Genomic DNA, 26595 nt, shown 5'->3' with positions numbered 1-26595 from the left:
TAGCAACAAACATTGTTACAATTTATAAAGTTCTAAAGCTTTCTATTGTAACAAAAAGACGCTTTGGAGATTGTGTAACTCTGATTGTGAACGTTGTAAAGTATTGTTGTACGCATTATTCTGAATATTGCTCCAAAACTACTTAGCAAATATGCTTCTACTTGCTGTAGCAAATAAAATCGGTGCCTGAATAAAAAATTAATGAGTAAATAAAGGCCCGGGAGGTAATCTCTTTATTAATAAACGGGCATAAGCAGGGCTTCCTTAACAGGAACAACAACAGCAACAACAGCAGCCTTGGGTAGAAGCAACACCGGAAAAGGTAAAACCTTGATTTAAGGTAAGTAACCTTAGAGATGGAGAAAAGCTAGTTGTTGTATTCATGGTTTTGTAATTTATATTTTCCCTATTCGTTTGGGCAGGAATTGGCACCTTTCCCAGAAGGATGGTTGCCAGAGGGTCTAAGAGCCTGTTCTCTCGCCTCTTCTATATAAATTTCTCGCAGTAAGCAATAATATTCTTTGCAAAGTTAGTAAAATATATTTAAGAACTTAACCGTTTAGGCACTTTTTCTTGCGGAGTCTGTTTTGCCCTTGCAATTACCTGAAAGTACCCTTCTACAGCACCTTTGTATATGTGCACAAGAGCATTTTAAAGCACCGCCTTTAATCCACTCCACCACCAGTGTCTCTGATGCACAAAAAACAACTAATCGGAAACATCAGCCTATTCATATAGAAAAGACTGTATTTAGTATAATCTGTTTTTTTGCCTTGATACTTCCCTGTTTCTTTGCATTTTCCTGCTGCAAAAGTTTTGTTTCAGGCCTCCTATATTAACTACATCATGCCAATATCAAACAAAAAAATAACAGCCAGGCACTAAAAACTATGAACAAGCACTTACTACTACTTTTACTAGGCCTTAGCACAACTCCTGTGTTTGCCCAAGCCCCGGCTGATACTAGGCCACAAGCAGCAGCCATTCCGGGCACCACTGCACCTCGGGGAAACGCCAGGATAAGTGGCAATGTAATCGACACCGAAACCCAAAAGCCTGTTGAGTTTGCCACAGTAGCGCTCATCAACCTGAGTACAGGCAAGCCCGTGGATGGCACCATGGTAGACGATAAAGGCTGTTTTACATTAAGCAAAGTAGCAGCTGGTAAGTATAAGATCAATGTCAGCTTTCTAGGATACCAGCAGCAGGTAATAGATAATATTACTATATCTTCTGATAACGCTGATGTAAATATAGGCACTATAGCCCTTGCTTCGGATGCAAAGAAACTGGAGGAAGTGGTAATTACGGGTGAAAAGCCGCTGGTCGAAGAGAAAATTGACCGCACGGTTTATAATGCGGAGAAAGATATAACGAATGCAGGTGGCAATGCTGCCGACGTACTGCAAAAGGTACCGGCTCTGTCTTTAGACAATGACGGCAATGTGCAGTTGCGAGGAAGCTCGAATGTTCGCATCCTGATTAACAATAAACCTTCTTCTATTATGGCAGGCAGTGTAGCTGATGCGCTAAAGCAAATACCTGCCGACATGATTAAATCAGTAGAGGTGATTACCAGCCCGTCGGCCAAATACGATGCAGAGGGAACAGCCGGTATTATTAACATCATTACTAAAAAAGAAGGCTTACAGGGGGTAAATGGCTCTGTAAGCTTAACCGCAGGTAACCGCTCCAGCAACGGTAATGCCAGTCTTAACATCCGAAGGGGCAAGTTTGGTGTAAACGGTAACTTTGGCAGCAACATGTTCTACAACAAAGGGAACATGACCAACACTATTCTGGCACCTGCCAACAATTCTATAAGTGTACAGGGAGGTAATACCGAAATTGATGGTTCTTTTATGAATGGTCAGTTGGGGTTCGATTATGAGATCACTCAAAAAAACAGCTTGTCCGGAGGAGTGCGCTTGAATGGCGGGACTTTTAAAATGCAGAACGACCAGGATGTTTATGCAACCATAGAAGGTAATGTTAGCGAAGACTTCAAAAATGAAATCAGGAACCGCAACCAACGAACAGGTACCGATTATAACCTTGACTTCACACATACTTTTAAAAATCCTGGTCAGGAGTTGGCTATTCTGTCGCTTTATTCTGTTACTGATACCGAAAATAAAATAAACCAGGACTTTTTTAATGAAGGTGATGCACCCTACCAGTTAAAGCGTAACGTTAATGACGGCAGCAACAAAGAACTGACATTCCAGGTGGATTACACGCATCCTTTCAAAAATAAAACGACTCTGGAAGTTGGTGCTAAGAACATTATACGCGATGTTGAGAGTAATGCTGTTTATAATGATGTGTTTGAAAATGGCACCACTAACAGCAGAACAGACAATTTCTTTTACGAACAGGACGTGTATGCCTCTTACCTGACCTACGGTTTTATGCTGAAAAAGAAGCTAAACGTGAAGTTCGGAGGCCGCTATGAATATACTGACATCAACGCTGATCTAGAGGAAGATAATAGTGACTATACTACCAACTATGATAACTTTATCCCTAGTATTGCTTTCTCTTATACCTTAAAAGATAAGCATACTTTTAAGGCAAATTTCACACAGCGTATTCAGCGGCCATCGTTGTTTTACCTGAACCCATACCGTCAGGAACAAACATCAAACACATTTGTAGAGGGTAACCCCAATTTGGATGCGGAATTAACAAACCTATATGAATTAGGTTACAGCACGTTCTTCAAAACAACATCTATCAGCGCGTCGCTTTATATGCGCCAGACAGATAATGCCATTGAGCCAATTGCCACTATCGAAGAAGTAGCAGGAAGAGATGTAACCATTTTATCGTACCAGAACATTGCAAAAAACAAAACCTATGGTGTCAGCCTGTTTGGTTCTACCAAACCATTAAACAACTGGACCATCGGTGGTAGTTCTAACATCTACTATGTTGACTTAAACAGTGCCTACAACAAGAACAGCGGCTGGATGTACAATATTAATTTAAACTCGTCTTATATACTGGGCAAAGGTATCAGCGCGCAGTTTAACGGCGGTTTTAATTCCCGTAGAATACAGTTGCTGGGCGAGTTCGCTTCCTTCTCTTACCATTCTATTGCTTTCAAGAAGGAGTTGTTCGACAAGAAAGGTGGTATTAGTCTAGGCTTTGATAACCCGTTCCGTGAGAACATGCGCATGAAAAACGACCTGTATTCCAAAGCTACTCCTACTAACCCAAGAGCTTATGAGCAGCACATCCGCATAAACAACTTTAACCGGGGCATGAAAGTTACTTTTAACTATACCTTTGGTAAACTGGAGCAGGCAAGGCCTAGGCGCAAAAAGAGCATTCGTAACGACGATGCCAAACAAGGTGATGGCAATGGAGTGGGTTAAGAACTGGAACTATCTTTATTTTTATATATCATAAAAGCAAAAGCCTCTAAAGTTCTAGAGGCTTTTGCTTTTATGATATATAACCTTCCTGTTAAAAGCTTTTATAATTCTTATTTCCAAAACCTTATTACTTCTTTTTGCTTATAGTAAAGAGACAGGTGGTATACCTGTTTATGATGTCCTTTGAACTAAACGAATAGAATTATGAAAACAGAAGAAAATAAAAAGTCAGCCCAGGCCATAGAGGAAGAAGGAAGTAAAGTATCCGGAGGTGCTGAGACTCCACAAAATAACTCTCAAAAAGAAGAAAGTGGCGCTACAAGCAGTGGTGAACATGATTCTTCTCAGGTGGGCGAAAAAGATAAAATGTCAGGCTACAACTCACTTCCAGATCAGGAAAAAGTTGGAGAGTGATAGCTAAGTATAAAGAGAGTGCCTGTTAGGTACTCTCTCTTTTATTGCTGTATAACGCTTAACTCTTCAAAGATGCAGCGTTAAGTTTTCCCAACACCTTATTTGCCTCAGACTATGCCAGGCCCTGCCAATTTTCGGTTTTATGGCTCATTGAATGATTTCCTGCCTCGTTCGAAAAAGCATTCTCAAATCTCCTACGACTTCAAAAACACTCCTGCTGTAAAAGATGCGATAGAAGCTATTGGCATTCCTCACCCCGAGATAGATGTTGTCCTGGCAAATGATGTACCTGTTGATTTTACTTACCCCTTACAGCCTAACGATCTGATAAAAGTTTACCCAGCTACTCCTGAATGCAAATGCCCTAGTAGTTACTCTCTACAAGCCAACCTTCCTGTTACAAATAATTTTGTGTTAGATGTACATTTAGGGAAGCTGGCTAAAGCCTTACGTATGCTTGGCTTTAACACCCTTTACCAAAACGATTACACCGATAAAACCATTGCTACCATAGCTGAGCAGGAAAACCGCATTGTGCTTACCCGCGATGTCGGTTTACTAAAACATAAAGCCATTAAACATGGTTACTGGTTGCGCTCTCAGCACCTAGAAGAGCAATTGGCAGAAGTAATCAGCTATTTTAAGCTAAAAAAGAAGTCACAGCCATTTACCCGTTGCCTGGAGTGCAACAACAATATTTCAGTAGTAGCCAAAGAAGCCGTTCTTGATAAACTACCTCCGAAAACCAAACAATATTTCAATGAGTTTTACCAGTGCCCTACCTGTAGCCGAGTCTACTGGAAAGGCTCTCACTATGATCGCATGCTGCAGTTTGTGAAGCGCATTGAAGGTTCTCAAGAAAGATAGCGTAAGAAGCTATTTCAAAGCTTAGCTATAACTATAGAGATATCCGCAACTAATAATTATGACAGGACCAACGCCAGTATACAGAAAGCATCAATGATCAGTAAAGCTACGCTCACCTCTTTATATTTGCCTGTTGCCAGTTTTATAGCAGTATAGGAAAGAAAGCCCCATATGATACCTTGAGTAATAGAATAAGTAAAAGGAATCAGCACAAGAGCCAGAAAGGCAGGAATTGCTTCGTCTAGCTGCAGCCAGTTTATTTTAGTGATAGGCCGCACCATAAACACGCCCACCAGCACCAGTGCCGGGGCAGTCGCAATAGCCGGAACAACAGATAAGAGCGGAGCCAGGAACAGGAAAGGTAAAAACAGGACTGCCGCCACAACTGCCGTCAGGCCTGTTCGTCCACCTGCCTCAATACCAACTGCCGATTCTATAAAAGCAGTGCCGGAGCTGGAACCAACCAGACCTGCTAAGGTAGTGGCAACGGCATCGGTTAACAAAGACCGTTTTACATGCTGAGGCTCCCCATTCTCATCTAAAAGGTCGGCTGCTTCAGCCAGTCCTACAAAAGTGGAAACACTGTCAAACATATCTGTGAACAGGAAAGCAAAAATTACAGGAAGCACCGACCACTGCAAAGAGTTTACAAAGTCCAGTTGAAACAACAGGCTGAAATCAGGCGCAGCAAAAATGCCCTGCCAACTTACAAGTGGTTCTATGCCTGTAGCCGTCTCTCCTCCCCACCAGCGCCCGATAGGATAGGCAGCTAATGTCGTAAATAAAATACCTATCAATATAGCACCTTTCACCTGCCGGGCAACCAACACCGCCGTTACCAGCAGCCCTGCCAGAAAGGTAAGCAAAGTAGCGTTAAGTGAACTAACCCCTAAAATGGTAGCAGAGTTAGGAACAATAAACTTAGCGTTGGCAAAACCAATCAGGGTAATAAATAAACCAATGCCTGCTGCAATAGCATATCGTAAGGGTTTGGGAATAGCCCGTACAATAAAGGTCCGTATGTTAAAGATAGAAAGCAGCAGGAACACCACACCAGACCAGAATACGGCACCCAGCGCTACCTGCCACGGCACATCCATGCCTAATACAGCCGAAAAAGTAAAAAAGGCATTCAGCCCCATACCCGGTGCTACAATAATGGGATTACGCGCATAAAGGCCCATCATAAGGCTGCTAAAGAAACACACCAGTACAGTTGCTGTTAACACCCCTGAAAAAGGCATTCCGGTCTGGCTAAGTATACTCGGGTTAACTACAATAATGTAGGATGTAGCCAGAAAAGAAGAGATACCTGCAATAATCTCCGTTCCGACTGTGGTTTTGTTTTTCTGCAGCTCAAAATATGTTAGCATCAAAGCCCTGATTTTTTAAGTTTTAATATTCTAATCAATAAATATAAGGGTTAGTTATAAAAGCAAGTAAAGCATTTTGCTTTTGATGTGTTTCCAGATGGTCTGTTTAAGGAGTTTCTCGCCCCTAAAAAACACATAACACATTTATTATAAACAAATTAAAACCAAACAAACTCTGAATAAAGAAATTGTATTGTTATATTTGTTTAAGTACTACTAAGGCCTCCCGCTATGAGAAAACAACTTACACTCAGCTTCGCCTTTGTCTTTTTACTGGCCTGCAGATCTTTTGCCTCACAGGTACTGATTCCGATGGATGAAAGCCAGAAAGATCACCTTAAATCTTATGGAGTTGCTTACTGGGTGTTGCAGCACAAGGCAGATGTCGATTGGCTTCTGAACTACCGGGGTGGCAGTTTTGCTTTTAAACATTCGCAGCAAGCAGAACAGGAATTAATAGTAAGGGGTATTACGTATGCCATTATTTCTGATACTGAATACAACAACATTCTCAGTGACATTGCCAGCCCCAATGCGAATATGGATGTCATGAAATTAGAGAAAGTGCCCCGCATTGCTGTTTACTCCCCTAAAACAGACCAGCCTTGGGATGATGCCGTTACTCTGGTGCTCACTTATGCGGAAATACCTTACGATCAGGTTTTTGATGAAGAGGTCTTAAACCAGGAGCTGCCGAATTACGATTGGCTGCACCTGCACCACGAAGACTTTACCGGTCAGTACGGCAAGTCCTTAGGCCGACGTAACCGAACCTGGTTTCTTGCTCAAAAGATGGAATCAGAAAGCACAGCCAGAAAGTACGGTTACAGTAAAGTCTCGCAGATGAAGCTAGGCGTGGTGAATAAGATAAAGGAGTTTGTGGCTGGAGGTGGTTTTATGTTTGCCATGTGTTCGGCAGCTGACACCTACGACATAGCCCTTGCTGCTGCGGGCGTTGACATAGTTGACCAGATGTTTGATGACGACGACCCAGACCCACAGGCGCAGCAAAAACTGGACTTCAGTAAGACCTTTGCTTTCCGCGACTTTACGCTCTACCAAAACCCTTACGATCGTGAATTCTCCAGCATCGACAACCAGAGCCACGAACGGAATATTTATGCTCACTACGATTTCTTTTCCCTTTTCACCTTCTCTGCTAAATGGGATCCAATCCCTACTATGCTCACCCAAAACCATGAGAAAACTATCAAAGGATTTATGGGACAGACCACTGCTTTCAAGAAGGAGCATGTGAAGCCTGATGTCGTTATTATGGGCGAGACGCAGGCAGCAAACGAAGTGCGGTACATGAACGGCACTATTGGCAAAGGCACCTGGACGTTCTACGGAGGCCACGACCCGGAAGATTACATCCATATGCCTGGTGAACCTCCTACAGACCTTTCTATGCACTCCAACTCACCAGGTTACCGCCTTATCCTGAACAATATTCTTTTTCCGGCTGCTAAAAAGAAAAAGCCCAAGACATAATTATCCTGGGCTTTCCACTTTATTAATTCGCTGATTTATTGTCTGTATATTCTTGTCACGTACCCGCCTCCCGGGGCCATATAGATCTTAAGCTTTCTGTTTTGTGGCACATCAATAACTTCACGTTTATAATCAGAGGCTACTCTGTCTGCATTAACACCATCTCTAAACACTTCTGCTTTATAGTTTCCTTCGCCTAAGCAAGACAGATCCAGTTCAAGTTCGCGTGCATCCCAGTTTGTAAGTGCTCCAATATACCACTCATTCCCTTTTTGGCGGGCAATAGCAATATATTCCGCAATTTTCCCATCCAAGGCAACGGTATTATCCCAAACTTCCGGAACAGCAGCAATAAACTTCGTGCTCTCCGGCTCCTTCATGTAGTTGGACGGGTTATCAGCCATCATGTTCAGAGGAGACTCAAAAACAACGTACTCTGCTAACTGTCGCGTGCGGGTCCCTTGGCTCATTGGTTCTGAGTTTACAGGACGATAACTATCTTTAGAGGCATTACGCATAGCTCCCTGAGTATAATCCACAGGGCCAGCCAGCATACGGATGTAAGGCATAGTTACATCGTAAGTTACCTGGTCAACCTCTGGGCCGGACCACTTCATTTGCTCCAGCCCGTGTACACCTTCGAAGTTGATTACATTAGGATAAGTTCTTTGTAAGCCTGTCGGCTTGTAAGCGCCGTGGAAGTCCATCAGGAGTTTGTGCTTAGCCCCTGTAGCAGCAGCGCGATAGTAAAAGTCCACCACTTCCTGATCATCTCGATCCATAAAGTCTACTTTAAAGCCTTTCACGCCCATGTCAGCATAATGCTTCGACACTTTCTCCATATCACGGTCAAAGGCATGGAACCCAGCCCAAAGAATAATGCCTACATTCTTCTGCTTACCGTAGTCAATGAGTTCTTCCAGATCAATTTCAGGCACGACCTGCATCAGGTCTGCTTTCAGGTTAACAGCCCAGCCTTCATCCAGAATCACATATTCAATGTTATTTGCCGAAGCGAAGTCTATGTAATACTTGTATGTCTGGTTATTGATACCTGATTTGAAATCTACACCAGAAATATTCCAGTCATTCCACCAGTCCCAGGCTACCTTACCTGGTTTGACCCATGATACATCTTTCACACGAGATGCAGAGGCCAGTTTATACACCATATCACTATCAGCCAGCTGCTTATCATGTGCGGCAATAACCATAACACGCCACGGAAAGTTACGGGTACCTTTAGCTTTAGCGATGAAGTCTTCTCTTTCTTTTACCAGCATCTGTAACTGGTTATGTCCTCCCTGCTCCGTCCGCTTCGGATAAGCAGCAAATACACCCTTTAAAGCTATCTTTCCTGGGTCATTATTCAAAAACAGGCCTGGGTAACTCTCCAGGTCAGCCTCAGTAATAGCCACTTTTTTACCGTTTGCCACTTCCACTACCAATGGCAGAAAAGCTAAACGTTCTGAATCTAACTTAGATATAGGTTTATGTATATAGCTGTTCTCGAAAGAGTTATTGAACTGTTGCTCAATAGTAGTTTTCTCCTCCTGCTTTACATAAGGCACTATAGCTGTATAATCGTTATTAAAATTGAAGGTGACTTCTTCGTTCTCTACAATAAGATCTTTCTTTTTAGAAGTAGCAAAACGATAGGCCACTCCGTCATTATAAGCCCGAAATATAACACTGTAGTCACCCTTGAAATTAATTACTAATTCATTGTACTGATCTTGCACCTCTGACCTTTTGTAAACAGGAGTCTGAAAAGTTTGGTTAACCGAATTACGTTTTACATTTTTCAGACGCGGACTTACACCTAACGCCTCCCCGTTAGCAAGCTGCATAGAAATAGGCGACGGAGCGATAACTACATCTGTCTCATGTGTGACAGTATAAGTAAGCTGGCCTTTAAAAACTACTGTTGCCTTGATTTTTCCGTCAGGCGACTGTACAGTGTAAGTTTGTGAGGCACCTGAGTTCTGCTGTGCAAATGAGGTGTACCCATAGCATATAAATGAAACTATAAGCAATAGTCTGTAAATCATATGATCTGCTTAAAAGCTTAGTTAAGGCTACAACTTACGAATAATCGATAGGAGAAAAAAGTACTGGTTAACAAAAGAAAGGAAGGTTCTCCATTGTATAGGTTATGTAAGTAACAGAGAATTCTGGATTTGCTTTAGTTTTTGGAACAAGTAAAATAGAAGATGAATATTCTGCCATTTTACAGGAACAAACTTGGAAGCCAATCCTGGTGCAGAGGTGAAGCCAATTAAAGTTCTGAATTGCTACCAGACAGCAACTTACTGCGCCGCTTAGAAAAAAACTTTGAAGTGTAATCTTACGCGGCTGAAGCTAACTTTCTAAACGGCTGCTCCTGTCCCAAAACATGAGGTAAATTTTAGAGGAGGCAACAGGGGCTTTACTAATTATGTTATCTTTGCATATAAGCGTCTTTTTAACGCTTATATGCAAAGATAACATAATTAGTAAGACAGTTTTATTTAATAATACCAGCACAAATAATATGCAATTTTTAAAATTCTTAAAACTTACCCTTGCAGCGACGCTCATTATCAGCGGATGTACAATGAATGCGCAAAAGTCGAAGCAGATCCAATTCAACAACCCAATTGCCTTGCAAAGAGCAGATCCACATGTATGGAAAGCTTCAGATGGCACTTATTATTTTATTGCCACTGTGCCCGAGTACGACCGCATTGAGATACGCAAGTCAAAGACCATTAATGGCATAAAAGAAGCGGAACCAGTGGTAGTGTGGCGGAAGCACAACCAAGGTCCTATGGGCAATCACATTTGGGCTCCTGAACTGCATCGCATAGATGGGAAATGGTACATCTATTTTGCAGCCGGCTCGGCCGAGGATAAGTGGGCAATACGCAAATATGCGCTGTCAAATCCGTCAGAAGACCCTACCAAGGGCGAATGGAAGGAGGAAGGTGAGATTGTGAGCAAAAGGAATGAGTTCACCCTCGATGCCACCACTTTTGAACATAAGGGCCAACGCTACATGATATGGGTAGACCGGGCCTCAGACAAGGAAGTGAACACAGGCTTATATATTGCTAAAATGACTAGTCCGACCACCCTCGATGAGAAACAGGTGGTAATTTCACAACCTGAATATGCGTGGGAAAGGCAAGGACATAATGTGAACGAAGCCCCGGCAGTACTTATCCGCAACGGAAAAGTGTTTGTTACATTTTCTGCCAGTGCCACCGATGCCAACTACGCTATAGGTTTACTTTGGGCCGGGGAGAATGCCAATCTTCTCGATCCTGCCTCATGGCACAAACTACCTGAACCAGTTTTTTACACTAACGAAGCACTTAAGCGTTTCGGCCCTGGGCACAACAGCTTTACAGTGGCCGAGGATGGTAAAACTGATGTAATGATTTACCATGCCCGCGATTATAAAGAGATCAAAGGCGAACCGTTGTATGATCCCAACCGCCATACCCGTGCCAGGGTATTAAGATGGACCAAAGATGGCATGCCTGATTTCGGGCAGGATTTAGATGACAATGAAATGGGCATGAAAAAGGCAAAAAGGCAATAGTGTTTTAAACATTTAAGAGACACAAGAGATTTTCATTGATATGCATTATGTCGCTGAGTGTTGCCTCTCTTTCACAGCTGCCTCACTATCTACGAACCAATAAACTAACAAGATTGTGTTAGTGCATGGGTTAACGAACGCAGCGCAGTCGGAGCCACACTTGGAACAGATAAAATTGCCTGGACTTTAGAATAAAAGAAGCACCCTACTTTCTGGGACACTGCAAGAGACTAAAGCCAGCTTTACAGAACTAGCTATTGGCATAGCTAGTTTAAAATAAAAAGGGACAACCAGTATTACTGGTTGTCCCTTTTTATTTTAAACTGATTAGAAAACAACTTAGAACTACTCTTGCGCAGTAGAGTGAGCAAATCACTTTACATTTGGAAATCACACCTGACGCTTTTTAGTCTTCGATCTTTTTGAATACTGATGACTCTACTTCTCTCTGTGGAAGACCATTGAAGTCAGTAGTCATTTCATCCCGCTCCCACCTCATGTCTTCGAAAGTAAGTTCGGCAAGCTCAAATACACTTGCTTTCCCATTTTTAACTAAAGTGATATATTCTTTACCATCGGCTTTGGTTTCAATGGAATAGGAATAATCATGGCTATCCCCTTCTATGCTTGCTCGGCCACCATAAAAGGAGATAGTATCATCAAGCTGTTCTTCGTACCCAAATTTCTTCTGACCATCCTGGTACACCTCAAATTTCACATCGGTAATTTTCCATTTCCCCTCAATAGTATTGATAGATATTAGATGGAGGATTTCTTCGTCACTACTCTCGCATCCAGAGAAGGTAGAAAACGCCATAAAGGCAAATAAACAGGGTAATAATTTTTTCATACTGGTAATTCTTGCATTGATATTTTTTGCAAAAGTGATGCAATTAATCTTAATCTTAAATAGTTTAGAAGAATATAATTTACTTTGAAGTTTAATTAAAAAAATACAAGATTATTATTATAGTTAATAAAGCAAAAGGTAACCTTTTTATATCTCAACAGGATATCAGTATAAAACCATAGAATACACTCAAAAATATTTATTAAGAAATATACAACTTCATCCATTATTTACTCAGCGCACATTCAAACTTAAATTCACATTCCCCCCTCTCTAGCACATTCTTTTTTACTCTGCAAGAATCTTATTAGCTACTTTAAAGTTTTGCCTCTGGAGCCAGGGGCTCTATTTCTCAAGAACCGGCCTTATTTGAAGCCTGATGTAACCCTCGGTGATGTCCTCCTTCTAAAATGGGTTTATGCTCCTTACTTGTCATTTCATGAAAAGTAAGGAGCATAAACAAGATATGTTTCTTTTACCTGGCTCTGTAACTTTTATGCTTTCTCTTATTTGCAGTTTAGCGCATTACCTTTGGTAAAAAGTAACAAGATAACCCTGCAATTTACAGGTCATAAACACTGAATTTTAGGCTGATACACCCCCATTTCGCCGTTCCGTATCACTAATCTTTTTAAAGCTTTTATTTTTGAGACGATTAATGAAGGCAAGAATAAAGAAATATTACGTTAAAGATTAAGGCTCTCAGTTCAGGGTGTGAAAGACGCAGATTCCTTGCATTAACTAAAACTTATGCTTGGTTACAGCTCCTCTACAGGTTTACTGCGTGATCCTTCGTTTTATGGTAATCGCTTTTTTATGTGCAAAACATGTGCACATAAAAAAAGCACTTACAAGTTTCATCTCGTAAGTGCTTGATTTTTAAGTGGGCCCACCTGGGCTCGAACCAGGGACCACCTGATTATGAGTCAGGTGCTCTAACCAACTGAGCTATAGGCCCGGTTTCCTTTTGAAAAGCGCTTTAGAAGTGCTTTCTTTGATTTCGGAGTGCAATTCTACATATTTGCATTGAAATATCAAACACTAACGAAAAAAAAATTCTGTGAACTTAAAAAAAAATAGAAATATCATCTTTGATCTAGGTGGTGTTATAATAAATATCGACTACGGAAAGAGTATAACAGAACTTCAAAAACTCTGCAAAGAGAATTGTAGTATTGCGTTTAATCAGAAAGAGCAGTCTCAGCTTTTTGATTTGTATGAAACCGGAGCCAGTACATCAGAAGTGTTTAGAGATCAACTACGCGAAACATATAGTATAGATGCCACCGATGAGCAGATAGATGCAGCCTGGAATGCAATGCTGCTCGACATCCCCAAAGAACGTATTGACCTGCTGCTGGAATTAGGAAAGAAATATCGCATATTCCTGTTAAGTAATACCAACGCTATTCACCTGAAGCGATTTAACGAAATAGTAGCACATAGCTTTACGATGCCTAGTCTGGATGCACTGTTTGAGCAAAGTTATTACTCTCATCTGGTAGGTAAACGTAAGCCCGATGCCGCCATATTTGAGCTAATTTTGGAACAACATAATTTGCAAAGAGAAGAAACTTTATTTGTTGACGACAGCATACAACATATCATAAGCGCTGATAAAGTTGGGCTACAGACAATGCACTTGCAACCACCATTAACCATTAACCAGGTTTTTAAGGATGCAGTTATCTAGGGAGCAGCGTACATATGGCCTGCACCTGCTACTCTTTTGCATTACATTAGGTACCACCACAATGGCCGGGGCAGAATGGCGCTTTGGCAAGCTCTTTTTTGTTAGCAGGGAAGGTTTCACAGGTACAGGCAGTATCTCATGGGCAGAGCTTATGGCAGGCCTTTACTTCTCTTTGCCGTTTCTGGGGGTACTGACGGTGCATGAGTTCGGCCACTATTTTACAGCTAAGTATTACCGCACCAATGTTACGCTGCCTTATTACATTCCGCTGTGGTTTGGCATCACCTCTTCTATCGGTACAATGGGGGCATTTATCCGGATCAAGAGCCGTATTTTTTCACGAAGGCAATTTTTTGATATAGGAGTAGCCGGGCCATTGGCTGGTTTTGTAGTGGCAATTCCGCTACTAATGTACGCTTTTACGCACCTTCCACCACCTGAGTACATCTATACTGTACATCCGGAATACCAGCAATATGGCTTAGATTATGCGCAATATGTCTATAATGGTGTGGGGAACTTTGCTCTGGGAAACAATCTGCTGTTTATGTTCTTTGAGAAGTTTATAGCCTCAGACCCAGCTTTGGTACCGAACCATTATGAGATCATACATTATCCATACCTGTTCGCTGGTTACCTGGCGCTATTTTTTACGGCTTTAAACCTATTGCCTATAGGTCAGTTGGACGGTGGACACGTACTTTATGGCTTGTTAGGGTTCAGGCGATTTAACCGCCTATCCCCTATCTTCTATACCTGCTTCATTATCTATGCTGGTTTAGGTATTATATCGCCATATAGCACATTACTGTGGTCAGAAGAGCTACTGGTAATTTTTGCGCCTTTTGCTTACTGGGCCTTTTATAAGCTGTTAGCCAACAAACGAGCTGGTTTTATGGCTGCTTTGGGGATGCTGCTGTTTCAGTATAGCATATCAACTACTTTTCCTGCCTGGCAAGGTTATATCTGGCTATGGCCAATGTACATACTTTACTTACTGTTTGTCTTGCGATCTGCGGTACCTACACTCCGGCAGGCTGTTTACCTGGTGCTGGCAGTAGTTTTCGTTCAGTTAAGTGTCTCTCTGGCTTTTCCGGAAGCAGATGGCTATAGCGGATGGCTGGTGTTCGGGCTGCTTCTGTCGCGGGTTATGGGTATTTACCACCCTGACTGCCCCGATGAAACTCCCCTTACTCCTGCACGAAAAGCATTAGGTATACTGGCTTTTGTTGTTTTTATTCTCTGTTTTAGTCCATCACCTTTTATCATCAACTAATAAAAAAGGTGAATCAGTATAAAAAGATACAAATACTACTATCTGCATACAAATGCTTACAATTCTTATTACCTAAAGGAATAAAAACAAGATAGGCTGTTCTATTTAAGAACAGCCTATCTTGTTTTTATTAAATAAAGTATTTATAAATATCAGCTTTTTTCTTGAATAAATTAGTAGCTAATATTAAGCCTGATAAGCCAGCATACCACCTAAAAGGTTACGTACATTAGTAAAGCCCTGCTGCTGTAAATAAGCCTTTGCATTAGCAGAACGGGCACCTGAGCGGCACTGTACAATCACTTCCTTTTCTTTCAGATCTTCAAGTTCATCCACACGTTGCGGAAGTGTACCTAGCGGAATATTCTGAGCACCTTCAATGTTTGATTCCTGGTACTCCCAATCTTCACGCACATCTATAATAACAGGAGTTTCGCCATTGCTCATGCGCTCCTTTAATTCGTCTACAGTAATATCTGATGAAGCAATCATAGTTTAGTAAGTATAAGTTTTTTGGTGATAAATGATTCTTTTGTTTCAATACGGATGGTATAAAGTCCTGAAGCCAAATGTTCTAGTTCAATCGGAGTACTTTCCGGAGCATAAGACTGGCTGTATACTTCTCTTCCTGTCACATCAAATATACGTAGTTTTTTATACTCTCCGCTGATGTAAATTGTACCTGTTGAAGGATTAGGGTATACGTATAAGCCTACTGTTTCCTCCTCTTCATCCGGAATCACTATTCCTGGCTCCTCATCCTCAATGCCTAATGGCTCTCCTTTCATAACAGGCCTTAGCATGATAGCCCCCACCAACGTAGTGTCTTCCTGCCACCCTGTAACTCCGGTATAAAGGAAACGTCGCCCTGTAATAGGAGTGTTTCTGTCAAACCCGACATTGGCGAATAGTGTACCGGCCTGCGACCAGCCTACATAAAAAGAACCATCTACAGCTAATGGTGTTGTTAGAACTACTTCATAAAAAGCATTCATCTCATCGCTATACTGAATTGGGAGACTTTGCTGGCCTATCATTTCTCCAGGCACACCATTGTTGTCTGCCCATATTCTTAAAGCCAGAGATGTATTATCTAACTGTAACCTCACTCTTGGGAAATAAGCCCTGACAGCTATTACCTGATCAGGTTCCTGTAAATCTATGCGCTGAGCCACTTGTGTACTGCCGGAAGCAAGAAAGCTAAAGCCTGCTTCAGCTGTACCATCGTCAAGCGCGTAATAGTCTCTAAACTCTGTCTTACGAAGCGTACTATCATTTGCCCGTTGTAACGGGTTCTGCTCTCTTGTTTGAAGCAATATGCCATGCTCCAGTACAAAAGCACCCTGTTCCGGCAAATCAATATTATCCAGGCGAGGCTCACCGCTTATTTCATACTGCCTGACATCTCCCGGCACCAATCCTTCTGCAACCAAAAAGGTATCTGCTGCAGAAGCGCCGGCATTTTTTATAAAGCCCCGCCAGCTGATAGCGCCTGGCAAACCTCCCAGGTTATTAAGTGTTGCGTTTACCTCCTCTGCCAGTTCCTCTTGTGGATTTGCCCTGAACTGACGATGCGGCATAGCTGTATAGCTTTTGAGTAGCGGCGATACAGTTTGGCTGATACCGATATCACGCGTGGTATTAACCCCCTTTCGCCTGTTTTTGTCCAGCTCTACATAATCCAGATTCCAGACATCAGCCATCCCATTTCGTTGCCCTACATTCTGGAAACGAAACTGAAACCCATCATATAAATACCTGCTTTCTCTAAGTCCTACAAAAACCTGTGCAAAGTCCGTTGCTTTGCCAGGGCCAAGCTGCTGCCAAACAACCTGCCAGCTATCATTGGCATCTTTAAATTCTAGTTGAAAATAAGTTGTACTGGTTGCGTCAGGCTCGTCGCCCAACCCACCAGACTGCCAGTAAAAGCTAAGATAAACAGAGTCGCCAGGGCTAAGGCCAGCCAGGTTTATAGGTTGAGATGTTAAGGTATCGGACGGCCCTGTAGCTACAGAACCCGACACATAAGGTAAACCATTAATATTTAGCCCATCAAAAGAAGCAACATTTTTTGTGATAGGGTTCAGGCCATAACGGCTGTTAACATACACACCACCAGATGGCAGCCAAAGACTTTCATTAGGGGCTATCAAAGTTGTCGAAAAATCATCAAAGAAAGGCAACGGAAGTGATGCCGCTGCCTTTCTTTGATGATTTTTCGTATTCTCAGGCTGGCGCAGCTCCGACTGCAAAGGCAACAGTATAGTCTGTGCCATTGTTTCTGCAGCACAGCAGAGTATAATTAATATAAGCGCCAGCTTTCTCACTTCTCTTTATTCTTTAGCGTTGTTATTCTTTCTTGTATAACTGAGTAGCTTATGAGCGGATTAGGTTCATTAAGCTTCTTCATTTACAAAGTAAAGTCTCTGATAAAAGAAAAAATAGTTTTAGCTATTGTCATCGCTTTTAGCTAAAACTATTTTTTCTTTTATCAGTCAATTCTTTGGATAGGCTCTTCACCTGCTAACCAAAGGTCTACGAGTTCACCTACACGTATTTTAGCACCAACCTCTGCAAAGGGACGCTGTTTCACAACCGTACCATCAGGCTCTGTACTTGATGCATCATAAAAAATATTGCCTACCTGCAACCCCTGCCCAACCAATACAACTGAAGCCTCATCTACAGGCATTCCTACTACATCTGGCACCTCAAATTCTGTGTTACCCAACCCGTCTCCTATATGCAGATCTACGACAGAACCTTTTGGCACAAGCTCACCGGGTTTTACTTCACGGCCATTTACAAACTGCTTTAATATGGCATTTTCCTGAAGATCCGGCACATAAGTCTTCTTACCTATCTTCAGATCGTAACTTTTCAGTATCAGCTCCGCGTTTTTCACAGAACCATCAATTAGTTTTGGCATTTTAATCATCGGTGGATTCTTCATGTTCACACTGATGTAAATTTTCCGGTTCTCCTTCACCTTCGCTCCAGGTGCCGGATCCTGTGTCAGGATAGTGTACGGCTTCATGTCAGAACTATAGCTGGAGTCATTTACATAATAGCGTAAGTTTTGATCATCCAAAAGTACCTCCGCATCAGGCAACTGCATACCTACTATTCGGGGCACCGATATGCTCTCCCCATGATTAGTGGCAGACGGCAAGTAGAAGTAAAAGAAGCCAACTATAAATAAGGCTACAATAATGCCTATAACAACCAGATGTTTGATAACATCTAAAAAAGAATTCGCTTTGAACATGGGTAAATTGCAAAACAGAGATTAGTGTCAAAAATCAACACTAATCTCTGGTATAGTTTATTAACTTAATCGGCCACGGCAAGAACTAAAGACTCAAACTACTTACTCCAGCACTTTCATCTTCGTACGTTCTATTCCATACTGCAGAATGCGGTCTATAAAGTCATATGGCTTATAACCGTTAATGGCAGTCTGATGGAAGATACAGGTAGCAGGGGTCATACCAGGCAACGAGTTCACTTCTATAATTATAGTCTCAACCTCATCGTTATCATATATCCTTACAAAAGCATCAATACGAGCATAACCTTCAATCTGCAGAATCTGTGCCACCCGCTTCAGGTCTTCTTTTACCTTGTCAGATATTTTCTGCCTGCGCTCAGGGTCAGCAGCATAACGTGCCGGTGTAATATTCTGGCCTTCTCCTGCCAAAAACTTCTCTTCCAGCGATAGTACCTCTCCTTCTGCCAACGCTTCTGAAGCCTCAAATATTTCATAGTTAACCGATCTATCAGGGCCATATTTAGTCAGCAGACCACCAGTGATTTCCAGGAAATGTCTAGCACCGTTTTTAGAGATAAGCGTCTCAATCAGAAAGCCAGCTTTATTGGGGAATTCTTCTTTAAAACCCAGCGACAAAGTACGGGCACACTCAGTATCCAGCTCTTCCATCTCCCGGAAGATAAGTGAACTGAATGCCTCTAACTCTGTACGGCTCTTAATTTTCTTAACTGCAGAACTACAACCGTCATCGGCTGGCTTGGCAATAAACGGATAAGGAAACTCTGACTCTATTCCATTGAAGAATGCTTCTTTATCCTGCAGCCAGTCTTCTTTAAAAGCCATACGATGTTTAGCTACCGGCACACCATGTTTGGCAAGTATTTCATTTGTTTCATACTTGTTAATGGTGATCTGCGAAGAACGAATACCAGAGCCATTATAAGGTATATAAAGCTGCTCCAGTTCTTTCTGTAAAGCACCGTCTTCGCCAGGCCTGCCATGCAGGGCTATAAACACAGCATCCACTAAGTTTTTTAGTTGCGCAGGCGTAAGGCGCTGCGGTTCCTGTAAACTTCTGCCAGTATATTTTTTGGTGATTCCTTCAGCTTCTGCTATAATCTGTGCCAGCACCGGGTGTGGCTTACCGCCATGCTCAAAATGCTGAATCTTCTCTTTGATATCGTCTGCATTATCCTTCAACATAATGTTTACCGGAATTGAATACAGTCGCATGTTCTCTGCGTCACCTGTCAGGAAGATAGGCAATGGCTCATACTCAGTAGAAGACGAAAGTTTTTCATAAATATTACGACCGCTTTCTACCGAAATATGCCTTTCGGAGGAATATCCACCCATAATCACACCTACACGAATTTTATCGTGCCGATGCGCCTGCTCTTCTTTAATTGATTTATCTAACTCGCTAAGCAGTTTGGTTAACGTAACCGTGTCCTTACCAGACTTCAGGCGCTCAGCCAGAGAAGTACGGATGATATATGTCAGGAACTGTGATGGGTTCAAACCAATTTCAGCTGCTTGGTGGAAGAAGAACGACGATGGCAGCATACCAGAGGTAGTGTTAGGGTCGTTTAGGAATATCTCTCCTGCTTCTGTAATAAAGCCATCTAGCCGGGCGTAAACATTAAACCCTAAAAAGGTGAACAACCTGCTGCAGTTTTCCCTGATGCGCTGAATGTCCTCGCTTGGCAGGTTAATAGGTGTGATCTTGCGGCTAAGGCCCGGCAGGTATTTAGAGCGATAATCGAATACCTCGTTACCTTTCACAATTTCAGTTGGCGGCAGCGCCAGTGGCTTAGCGGTTTCATCCTGCACCACAATACAAGAGAACTCTCTGCCCTGGATGAATGTCTCTACCAGTACCATGTGCTCACGCTCCACATTTGTAAGCGTAATGGTATTAGTATCGGTAGTAGCAAAGGTGTCGTTAATATGGTTTAGCAGGGCTTCCGGATGATAAATAACAGTACCATCAGTAAGCGTTACCGGCATACCGATACCTTCCCTAATATCTACTAACTGCTTCATACTGGCCAGCTGCTTTTCCTCGCCCATCGCCAGCCACTGCTCTTTATAAATGTTCTTTGTAAAGAAGCTTCGCTCTACAGCTTGCTCAAAACCTGCAAAATCATGCTCTTTAACAATAGAAACCCCGATAGATGACCCTTGATGCGGTGCCTTTAAAACCAGCGGTAAACCAAGATCAGCTACAAGCGATTCAAATATACTTTCGCGCTTGCTTCGCTCAGACCAATCGGCAAAAGGTATAGTTTTATAATCGGGCGTAGGGAAGCCATGCTGCTTCAGAAGCTCTTTCTGCACGGCCTTATCAATACCAATTGCCGAAGGCAAAATGCCGGAACCGGAATAAGGTATGTGATACCACTCCAACAGTCCCTGTATACTACCGTCTTCACCGTAAGGGCCATGCAAAGCCAGAAAAGCAAAGTCGAAGTAGTTACGAAACTCGTGAGGCAGCAGCCGCTTACCAGCTCTGGCTATAATAGCATCCTGCTCAGCAATGCTTAGTTCCCCCAGCGACTCCAGGTAAATCTGAAGCTGATGCTCACTTTCAGGCAAGGCTTCTACTGGCGGGTAAAAGTCACGGATAGTGCCTTTGTAAATATATTGCCAATCAAGCAAAATAAAGTTGCCAAAGCTGTCGGCAAATACCGGAACAGCCTCAAACAGTGCTTTGTCTAAATTATCGTAAACTGTACGACCACCTGCAAACGAGATCTCACGCTCTCGTGACGGTCCACCGAAGATTATACCTACTTTCATCAACGCAAAGGTAATAAATTACGGCAGGAAAGTTAAGGCTTAAAACTTAGTACTCCAATATGTTTCTAGTGCTTTAACTCCTAATTCAACTTTAAGATATTGATGCCATTCATACGGATCAGCCTCATGCACTATTATTATGGCTTGCTATATAAACATTACAGCATTTAGCTCCCCCTTCCTCAACTGTTATTCTTATGAAATAATACTCATTTCACTATATTTGCTAGTACTTTTAATTAGAGCAACAAAATCTTGTAAATAACGAACAACGAGTAACAAGTATCGGAGAACGAAACAACAGATATATTTCATGAAAACCGTAGACAACTACAACTTTGCCGGTAAAAAGGCGCTTGTGCGGGTAGACTTTAACGTGCCCCTCGACAAGGAGTACAACATTACCGACGATACACGCATCCGTGCGGCTGTACCCACAATTAAGAAAATCCTGGCTGACGGTGGCGCTGTCATCCTGATGTCACACCTGGGCCGCCCTAAAACCGGACCTGAAGAGAAATATTCCCTGAAGCACCTAGTAAACCGCCTTTCAGCAGAATTTGGCACTACTGTTAAATTTGCCCCAGACTGCATTGGCGATGAGGCTGTTGCATTGGCACAAGGTTTACAGCCTGGCGATATATTGCTGTTGGAAAACCTGCGTTTCTATAAAGAAGAAGAGAAAGGCGACCCAGCCTTTGCAGAGAAACTGGCCAGCTTTGGCGATGTGTACGTAAACGACGCATTCGGCACCGCACACCGTGAGCATGCTTCCACAGCTGTAGTAGCCCGTTATTTCCCGAAAGATAAAGTAACTGGTTATGTAATGCAGGCTGAACTGGATAATGCCCGTCGTGTGCTGGAAAACGCTGAGCGCCCTTACACTGCCATTATGGGTGGAGCTAAAATCTCTGATAAAATTCTGATTATCGAAAAATTGCTGGACAGGGTAGATAACTTGATTATCGGGGGCGGTATGTCTTACACTTTCGTTAAAGCAGACGGAGGTCAGATTGGTTCTTCTCTGGTTGAAAATGATAAGCTGGATCTGGCATCGCGTCTTATCGCCATGGCCAAAGACAAAGGTGTACAAATCATGATTCCGGTTGACTCTGTTATTGCCGATGCTTTCAGCAATGAGGCGAACGTAGACACGTGCCTGAGTCACCACATTCCTGAAAACTGGATGGGCCTTGATATCGGACCAACAGCGCGTGAGCAATATGCAGATGTAATCCGCAACTCAAAAACAATACTATGGAATGGCCCGATGGGTGTGTTCGAGATGTCGAACTTTTCTGTAGGAACAGAATTTGTTGCTGATGCGGTAATGGAAGCCACCAGCCGTGGCGCTTATTCCCTGATTGGCGGCGGTGACTCTGCGGCAGCTGTAAACCAAATGGGTTATACAGATAAGGTATCTTACGTATCAACTGGTGGTGGTGCATTGCTGGAATATATGGAAGGTAAAACGCTGCCAGGTGTTGCTGCCATTGAGCGCGATGATTACTAGTCCGGCTTTTTAAGCTTATATTACACCAGAATCCTCTGTTACTAAAAGGTGGCAGAGGATTTTTAGTTATTTTTGCGGGATTAGTACACCTGATTTATATTGTTGATTAATCTGTATAAATGCCTTTTACCTTTTCTCATCCAGCCATTGTTTTACCAGGTTACTATTTTCCTAAAAAATGGAGATCATTAACAGGGCTGATTGTTGGTAGTGTTACTCCTGACTTTGAAATGTTTCTACGGATGGAGGCAAAGAACGCGTTTAGCCACTCCTGGCACAGCATTTTCTGGTTTAACCTGCCTTTGGCAATTGTTCTTGCATTTCTTTTTCACCTGGCAGTCAGGAATCCTTTAATTGATCACTTGCCTGCTTTTTTGCGGCAGCGGTTACTCCCTTTTAAAAGCTTCGACTGGTCAGGCTATTTTAAGAGGCACTATGGTATTATTGTGCTTTCTATTATCGTGGGAGCTGCGTCACACATCTTCTGGGATAGTTTTACCCATGCCTATGGCATCTTTATTAGGTGGTTTCCTGCATTAGCCCAGAAAGTATCTGTTGGCAACTTCACAATGCCTCTATTCTCTTTCCTGCAGTTTGCTTTTTCAGCTTTAGGAGCTCTTATTATTCTTTATGCAATTCTGAAGCTGCCCAGGCAAAAGGACTTTCAGCAAAATATAAATGGATTTAAATACTGGAGCTGGGTTGCCGTTATAACCATATCTTTAACAGCCCTTCGTCTTGCATCCGGCTTAGACGTTAGTTATTATCCTAACATTATTGTTGTTATCATTTCAGCGGGATTACTCGGCTTAATGATATCACCGTTGCTTCTCAACAACCAAAATTCACAATAACACACCAGGACAACTATTCTCTAAGCTTTTTTAGCTGCATATTGTAAACCCTAGCCAACTGTAATAACAACAGTTTTAGTTCTGATTAAAAAATACCTAATAAACTGCAGCGTTGTCTACAGACAAACAAGAAGATGTTTTACCTTCGTGTGTCGTGTATACCTTAATCATGAAAAAAATACTGAGGATCAGATTATCTTTACTTACTCTACTGGTTGTCTTTGCATCAGGCGCTATGGCTCAGACTCAGAATGAAGTTTTACCCGAAAATGTATTTGAACCTGAAATGAGTGTTGGCATCAAGGCCGGAGTTAGCCTTTCACAAGTAGGTTTTACTCCTTCTGTAAGCCAGGAACTTAGCAAAGGCTACACTGCTGGTGCAGTTTTTAAATACATTTCTGTGCCTAGCTTAGGTATACAAGTGGAAGCAAACTACACACAAAAAGGCTGGACAGAAAGTTTAGAGGCAGGAAGCACCTATAGCAGAAGGTTAAATTATCTGGAGATGCCGTTCATGACCCACGTGGAAATAGGGAAGAAGAGTTCCAGGTTTATTTTACATTTAGGACCACAAGCCTCTTTCCTGCTTTCTGAAAGCGAAAGCATTAGTCTCCAGAATGGAGAAAGTACTCCTGAATACTATGGCAGTAGTATTGACTATAAGTTTGACCTCGGTATGTGCCTGGGAGTAGGATACGGTTTCAGATCAGCCATAGGCACTTTTCAGTTAGAAACCAGGTTTGCCTATAGCTTAAGTGATATTATGAACGATGAAAGAAGTTTCTCTTCCTCTAAAAACCAAGGCGGAGAAGTAACACTTAGCTATTTGTTTAACATGTAGTGTTAAGCTACTTTTAATACTTAGCACTACATGTTAATTTGCCAAATGTTCCTGCCTAAGTTACAGTAGGTACTGTTGTGTTTACCCAGCAGCAGCATTATAACGACAGTAAAGACAAATTCAACAAACAAGCAATCACTTTTTATGTAACAGCGTAACATACATGCCAATACTAGTCGATTTAAGTACTTGCCATGGCGTATCATCTGATTTTCTGTAATAAGTCACCTGCCCTTTAGGTTTTGAGGCAAAGGTGGTAAGAGAGTTATCACTCAACTTGTTCGCATCATTTAGCCATTCTACCACTACAGCAAAGTCATCCGTTAACGAGAGGTTGTATTTATTGAGGTTAACAGTGATCCAGCCAGTGTGGTGAGGCGGTATTTGTACAATAACGTTCTCAGGAAGCAGGCCTTTTTGTGGCAGGTTATTTTTTAGAGCGTAAATGTGTATAGCAACCATAACCTTCAGGTTTCCTGACCCTGCCAAAGAGAAAGTGATATCCTGTAAATAAACCGGGTATTTTTTAGATTGAAATTTGTTTCCAATCTCCTGCCCTGGCGGCTTCACAATAAGGCTATCTAAAGGCTGAAACTCATGGTGAAAATCAGAGTATTTATGCATGTTATACCCGACTATCATTTCCTTATACTTTTCCGCCTCAGCTTCTATCTCTACTTCATTAAGGCTTACATTCTTAGGCCTTAAAGGTAGTCTCATCTCATTAGAGCCATAGCTTTTTTTTAGCAACTCAGCTACACTAAACTCCTGAGAAACATAACCCAAAGAGGAAACTACGATTCGGCTTGTTTCTTTTTCAGACGCTACAGTAAAAGCAAACTCTCCTTTACTGTCCGCCTGGATATGTTTCTCCTGGTCTACTACAAGAATATTAGCATAAGGAATAACAAGCTGAGTCTTTTCATCTATAACTGTACCTTTTATGGTAACAGCAACAGCTATAGTTCGCACTGATTGCCGATCAGGTCCAGGCCCAGGAAAGCTAAAGCTGTTAAAACTGCACAGAATCAGCAACACCAGGCAATTAAGGCTTAAGAAATAGCCAAGCCTCGATAGGCCTGATACAAAGGGGTTTTTATGCTTGCTCTTTAACATGCTACCATCATACACAAATCAGCCGCAGCTTATATAGTTAACTCCTGATATTACCTATTATTGTAGATACTGTCACTCTCTTTTTCGCAAAAGCCCAGTTATTCTTGTAAATCAATGTATCAGGAACCTTGCTTCAGCTGATTTAACAGGTAATCATAAAACATTGCTTTATTTACATTTGTAGCGACCTTTATCCACTGCCCTGAGCCAGGCTTTCTAAATGTTCTACCAGCGTCAGCTCCAGATGGTGATACATCTAACTCCACATTCTCGAACTCAAAAGCTTCTGGAATAGCCAAGTAGCTGGTGGTTAATACATCCCACATAAAATATGTGTATTCATAAGACGGAATAGTATCGATGGTTGTGGCCCAGAATTGCCCGGCGAGGTCAGAGGCAAAGAAAGATGACTGTAAGGCAAGCTGCTTTAGAAAGTCGAATGTTACGGGTACACTGTTGGTAGCATCCAGTGGCACAATAGTAACAGGCAAACCAAGCTTAAACAGCTTATTTGCTGAGATAGGATCCCAGAACACATTCCATTCGGCTGTGCCGTTGTGGTTATAGGTTTTCACATTACCAACTACGTCCACGGCCCCGCCCATCCAAACAACTTCTGCGATATTGGCAGCGATGGCAGGTTCCTTCTTTAAGGCATGCACCAAATTAGAACATGGGCCAGTAAGCAACACTATTACAGGCTCCGGAGAGGCAGAGACCTTACGAATGATAAGTTCAATACTATCTGCGTAGAAAGCAGTATCGAAAGGTGCTTCAATGTTGATCATACCAGGCAATGCGTTCAGTATTTTAGGCTTAGCCCGCCAGTCTGCCGGAAAAGCATTTACACCATGATAATGGCCTACACCGACTTCCACATCCGTTTTATTAGCTAAGCTTAGCAACTTTAGCGTCGTTTCAAGGGCATTCTCCAGATAGCAATCTGCTGGCGTGATAGAAACGCCCAGCACATTTACCTGCTGCATATACAGTAGCAGTATTAATGAAAGAAAATCATCTACCCCTCCATCATGATCAAACAGCACTTGTTTTTTCTTTTGTAAAGAATCCGTCATCATTGCTTTTTGTACAACTGTTAATAAAAAGACAGAGCAAAGTTAACCGGAAATTTGGTTGCCGCCGCCTTAGAAGCTCTTATCAAACTGGTTTCTTTTGCACTTTAGATGAACGGAAGTTACTGTATTGTTATAGCTTTAAAAAACAACAACAATCAGAATAACAGGTAAGTAAAAAGCGTTTTTCAA

At 42.2% G+C, this 26595-nt stretch carries 19 protein-coding genes, 1 tRNA gene and 1 riboswitch; of the genes, 10 read left to right on the top strand and 10 right to left on the bottom strand.

Features of this window, described 5'->3' with window-relative positions:
• Positions 1–392: 392 nt before the first annotated feature.
• Positions 393–497, bottom strand: a riboswitch (SAM riboswitch).
• Positions 498–890: 393 nt separating this feature from the next.
• The 3 genes from LN995_RS15420 (at position 891) to LN995_RS15410 (ending at position 4661) form a co-directional block, all read left to right on the top strand.
• Complete coding sequence (locus tag LN995_RS15420; RefSeq protein ID WP_229961978.1) at positions 891–3380, top strand: outer membrane beta-barrel family protein; 2490 nt, start codon at positions 891–893, stop codon at positions 3378–3380.
• Between the two features lie 204 nt (positions 3381–3584).
• Positions 3585–3794 (top strand): hypothetical protein, encoded by a 210-nt coding sequence (locus LN995_RS15415; protein WP_229961977.1) that lies wholly within the window; start codon positions 3585–3587, stop codon positions 3792–3794.
• Between the two features lie 114 nt (positions 3795–3908).
• The gene (locus tag LN995_RS15410; RefSeq protein ID WP_229961976.1) at positions 3909–4661 is read left to right on the top strand and encodes a Mut7-C ubiquitin/RNAse domain-containing protein; all 753 of its coding nucleotides are present in this window, start codon (positions 3909–3911) and stop codon (positions 4659–4661) included.
• Positions 4662–4717: 56 nt separating this feature from the next.
• Here the strand turns inward: LN995_RS15410 and LN995_RS15405 are convergent, their stop codons facing one another.
• Positions 4718–6034: an NCS2 family permease gene (locus tag LN995_RS15405; RefSeq protein WP_229961975.1), complete on the bottom strand. Its 1317-nt coding sequence runs from the start codon at positions 6032–6034 to the stop codon at positions 4718–4720.
• A 231-nt stretch (positions 6035–6265) separates the two neighbouring features.
• On the opposite strand from LN995_RS15405, the gene LN995_RS15400 reads away from it, so the two are divergent.
• Positions 6266–7528, top strand: a complete 1263-nt coding sequence (locus LN995_RS15400; RefSeq protein ID WP_229961974.1) for an asparagine synthetase B — start codon at positions 6266–6268, stop codon at positions 7526–7528.
• Positions 7529–7563: 35 nt separating this feature from the next.
• Here the strand turns inward: LN995_RS15400 and LN995_RS15395 are convergent, their stop codons facing one another.
• Positions 7564–9579, bottom strand: coding sequence for a glycoside hydrolase family 97 protein (locus LN995_RS15395; protein ID WP_229961973.1), 2016 nt, complete (start codon positions 9577–9579; stop codon positions 7564–7566).
• Positions 9580–10061: 482 nt separating this feature from the next.
• Here LN995_RS15395 and LN995_RS15390 point away from each other — a divergent pair, with 482 nt between their 5' ends.
• Positions 10062–11114, top strand: a complete 1053-nt coding sequence (locus tag LN995_RS15390) for a glycoside hydrolase family 43 protein (RefSeq protein ID WP_229961972.1) — start codon at positions 10062–10064, stop codon at positions 11112–11114.
• Between the two features lie 406 nt (positions 11115–11520).
• Here the strand turns inward: LN995_RS15390 and LN995_RS15385 are convergent, their stop codons facing one another.
• Positions 11521–11931, bottom strand: coding sequence for a hypothetical protein (locus tag LN995_RS15385; RefSeq protein WP_229961971.1), 411 nt, complete (start codon positions 11929–11931; stop codon positions 11521–11523).
• Between the two features lie 917 nt (positions 11932–12848).
• Positions 12849–12922 (bottom strand) — tRNA-Ile (locus LN995_RS15380).
• Between the two features lie 102 nt (positions 12923–13024).
• Between LN995_RS15380 and LN995_RS15375 the strand changes: the two genes are divergently transcribed.
• The gene (locus LN995_RS15375; protein ID WP_229961970.1) at positions 13025–13657 is read left to right on the top strand and encodes an HAD family hydrolase; all 633 of its coding nucleotides are present in this window, start codon (positions 13025–13027) and stop codon (positions 13655–13657) included.
• On the top strand, positions 13644–14933 hold the full coding sequence (locus LN995_RS15370; protein ID WP_229961969.1) for a site-2 protease family protein: 1290 nt from the start codon (positions 13644–13646) through the stop codon (positions 14931–14933). The genes LN995_RS15375 and LN995_RS15370 overlap by 14 nt, the downstream gene beginning before the upstream one ends.
• A gap of 186 nt (positions 14934–15119) precedes the next feature.
• On the opposite strand, the gene LN995_RS15365 is transcribed toward LN995_RS15370, so the two are convergent.
• From LN995_RS15365 to LN995_RS15350, 4 genes are all read right to left on the bottom strand, one after another.
• Complete coding sequence (locus tag LN995_RS15365; protein WP_229961968.1) at positions 15120–15425, bottom strand: rhodanese-like domain-containing protein; 306 nt, start codon at positions 15423–15425, stop codon at positions 15120–15122.
• Positions 15422–17209: a T9SS type A sorting domain-containing protein gene (locus LN995_RS15360; RefSeq protein ID WP_229961967.1), complete on the bottom strand. Its 1788-nt coding sequence runs from the start codon at positions 17207–17209 to the stop codon at positions 15422–15424. The genes LN995_RS15365 and LN995_RS15360 overlap by 4 nt, the downstream gene beginning before the upstream one ends.
• Before the next feature lie 215 nt (positions 17210–17424).
• Positions 17425–18201, bottom strand: coding sequence for a PASTA domain-containing protein (locus LN995_RS15355; RefSeq protein WP_229961966.1), 777 nt, complete (start codon positions 18199–18201; stop codon positions 17425–17427).
• Between the two features lie 102 nt (positions 18202–18303).
• Positions 18304–21006: a D-alanine--D-alanine ligase family protein gene (locus tag LN995_RS15350; protein ID WP_229961965.1), complete on the bottom strand. Its 2703-nt coding sequence runs from the start codon at positions 21004–21006 to the stop codon at positions 18304–18306.
• Positions 21007–21319: 313 nt separating this feature from the next.
• Here LN995_RS15350 and LN995_RS15345 point away from each other — a divergent pair, with 313 nt between their 5' ends.
• The 3 genes from LN995_RS15345 to LN995_RS15335 all read left to right on the top strand — a co-directional run bounded on the left by LN995_RS15345 (position 21320) and on the right by LN995_RS15335 (position 24214).
• Positions 21320–22519, top strand: a complete 1200-nt coding sequence (locus LN995_RS15345; RefSeq protein ID WP_229961964.1) for a phosphoglycerate kinase — start codon at positions 21320–21322, stop codon at positions 22517–22519.
• A 119-nt stretch (positions 22520–22638) separates the two neighbouring features.
• Positions 22639–23373: a DUF4184 family protein gene (locus tag LN995_RS15340; RefSeq protein WP_229961963.1), complete on the top strand. Its 735-nt coding sequence runs from the start codon at positions 22639–22641 to the stop codon at positions 23371–23373.
• 169 nt (positions 23374–23542) lie between these two features.
• On the top strand, positions 23543–24214 hold the full coding sequence (locus tag LN995_RS15335) for a porin family protein (protein ID WP_229961962.1): 672 nt from the start codon (positions 23543–23545) through the stop codon (positions 24212–24214).
• 135 nt (positions 24215–24349) lie between these two features.
• Here the strand turns inward: LN995_RS15335 and LN995_RS15330 are convergent, their stop codons facing one another.
• Positions 24350–25186, bottom strand: coding sequence for a carboxypeptidase-like regulatory domain-containing protein (locus tag LN995_RS15330; RefSeq protein ID WP_229961961.1), 837 nt, complete (start codon positions 25184–25186; stop codon positions 24350–24352).
• 263 nt (positions 25187–25449) lie between these two features.
• Positions 25450–26409 carry a nucleoside hydrolase gene (locus tag LN995_RS15325; protein WP_229961960.1) on the bottom strand — a complete coding sequence of 320 codons (960 nt, stop codon included), beginning with the start codon at positions 26407–26409 and terminating at the stop codon, positions 25450–25452.
• Positions 26410–26595 lie beyond the last annotated feature (186 nt).

Source organism: Pontibacter silvestris (genome assembly GCF_020907275.1).
In the GTDB taxonomy this organism is placed as follows: domain Bacteria; phylum Bacteroidota; class Bacteroidia; order Cytophagales; family Hymenobacteraceae; genus Pontibacter; species Pontibacter silvestris.
Note: the sequence above shows the minus strand (reverse complement) of the source record. Positions and strands in the feature narration are given on the sequence as shown.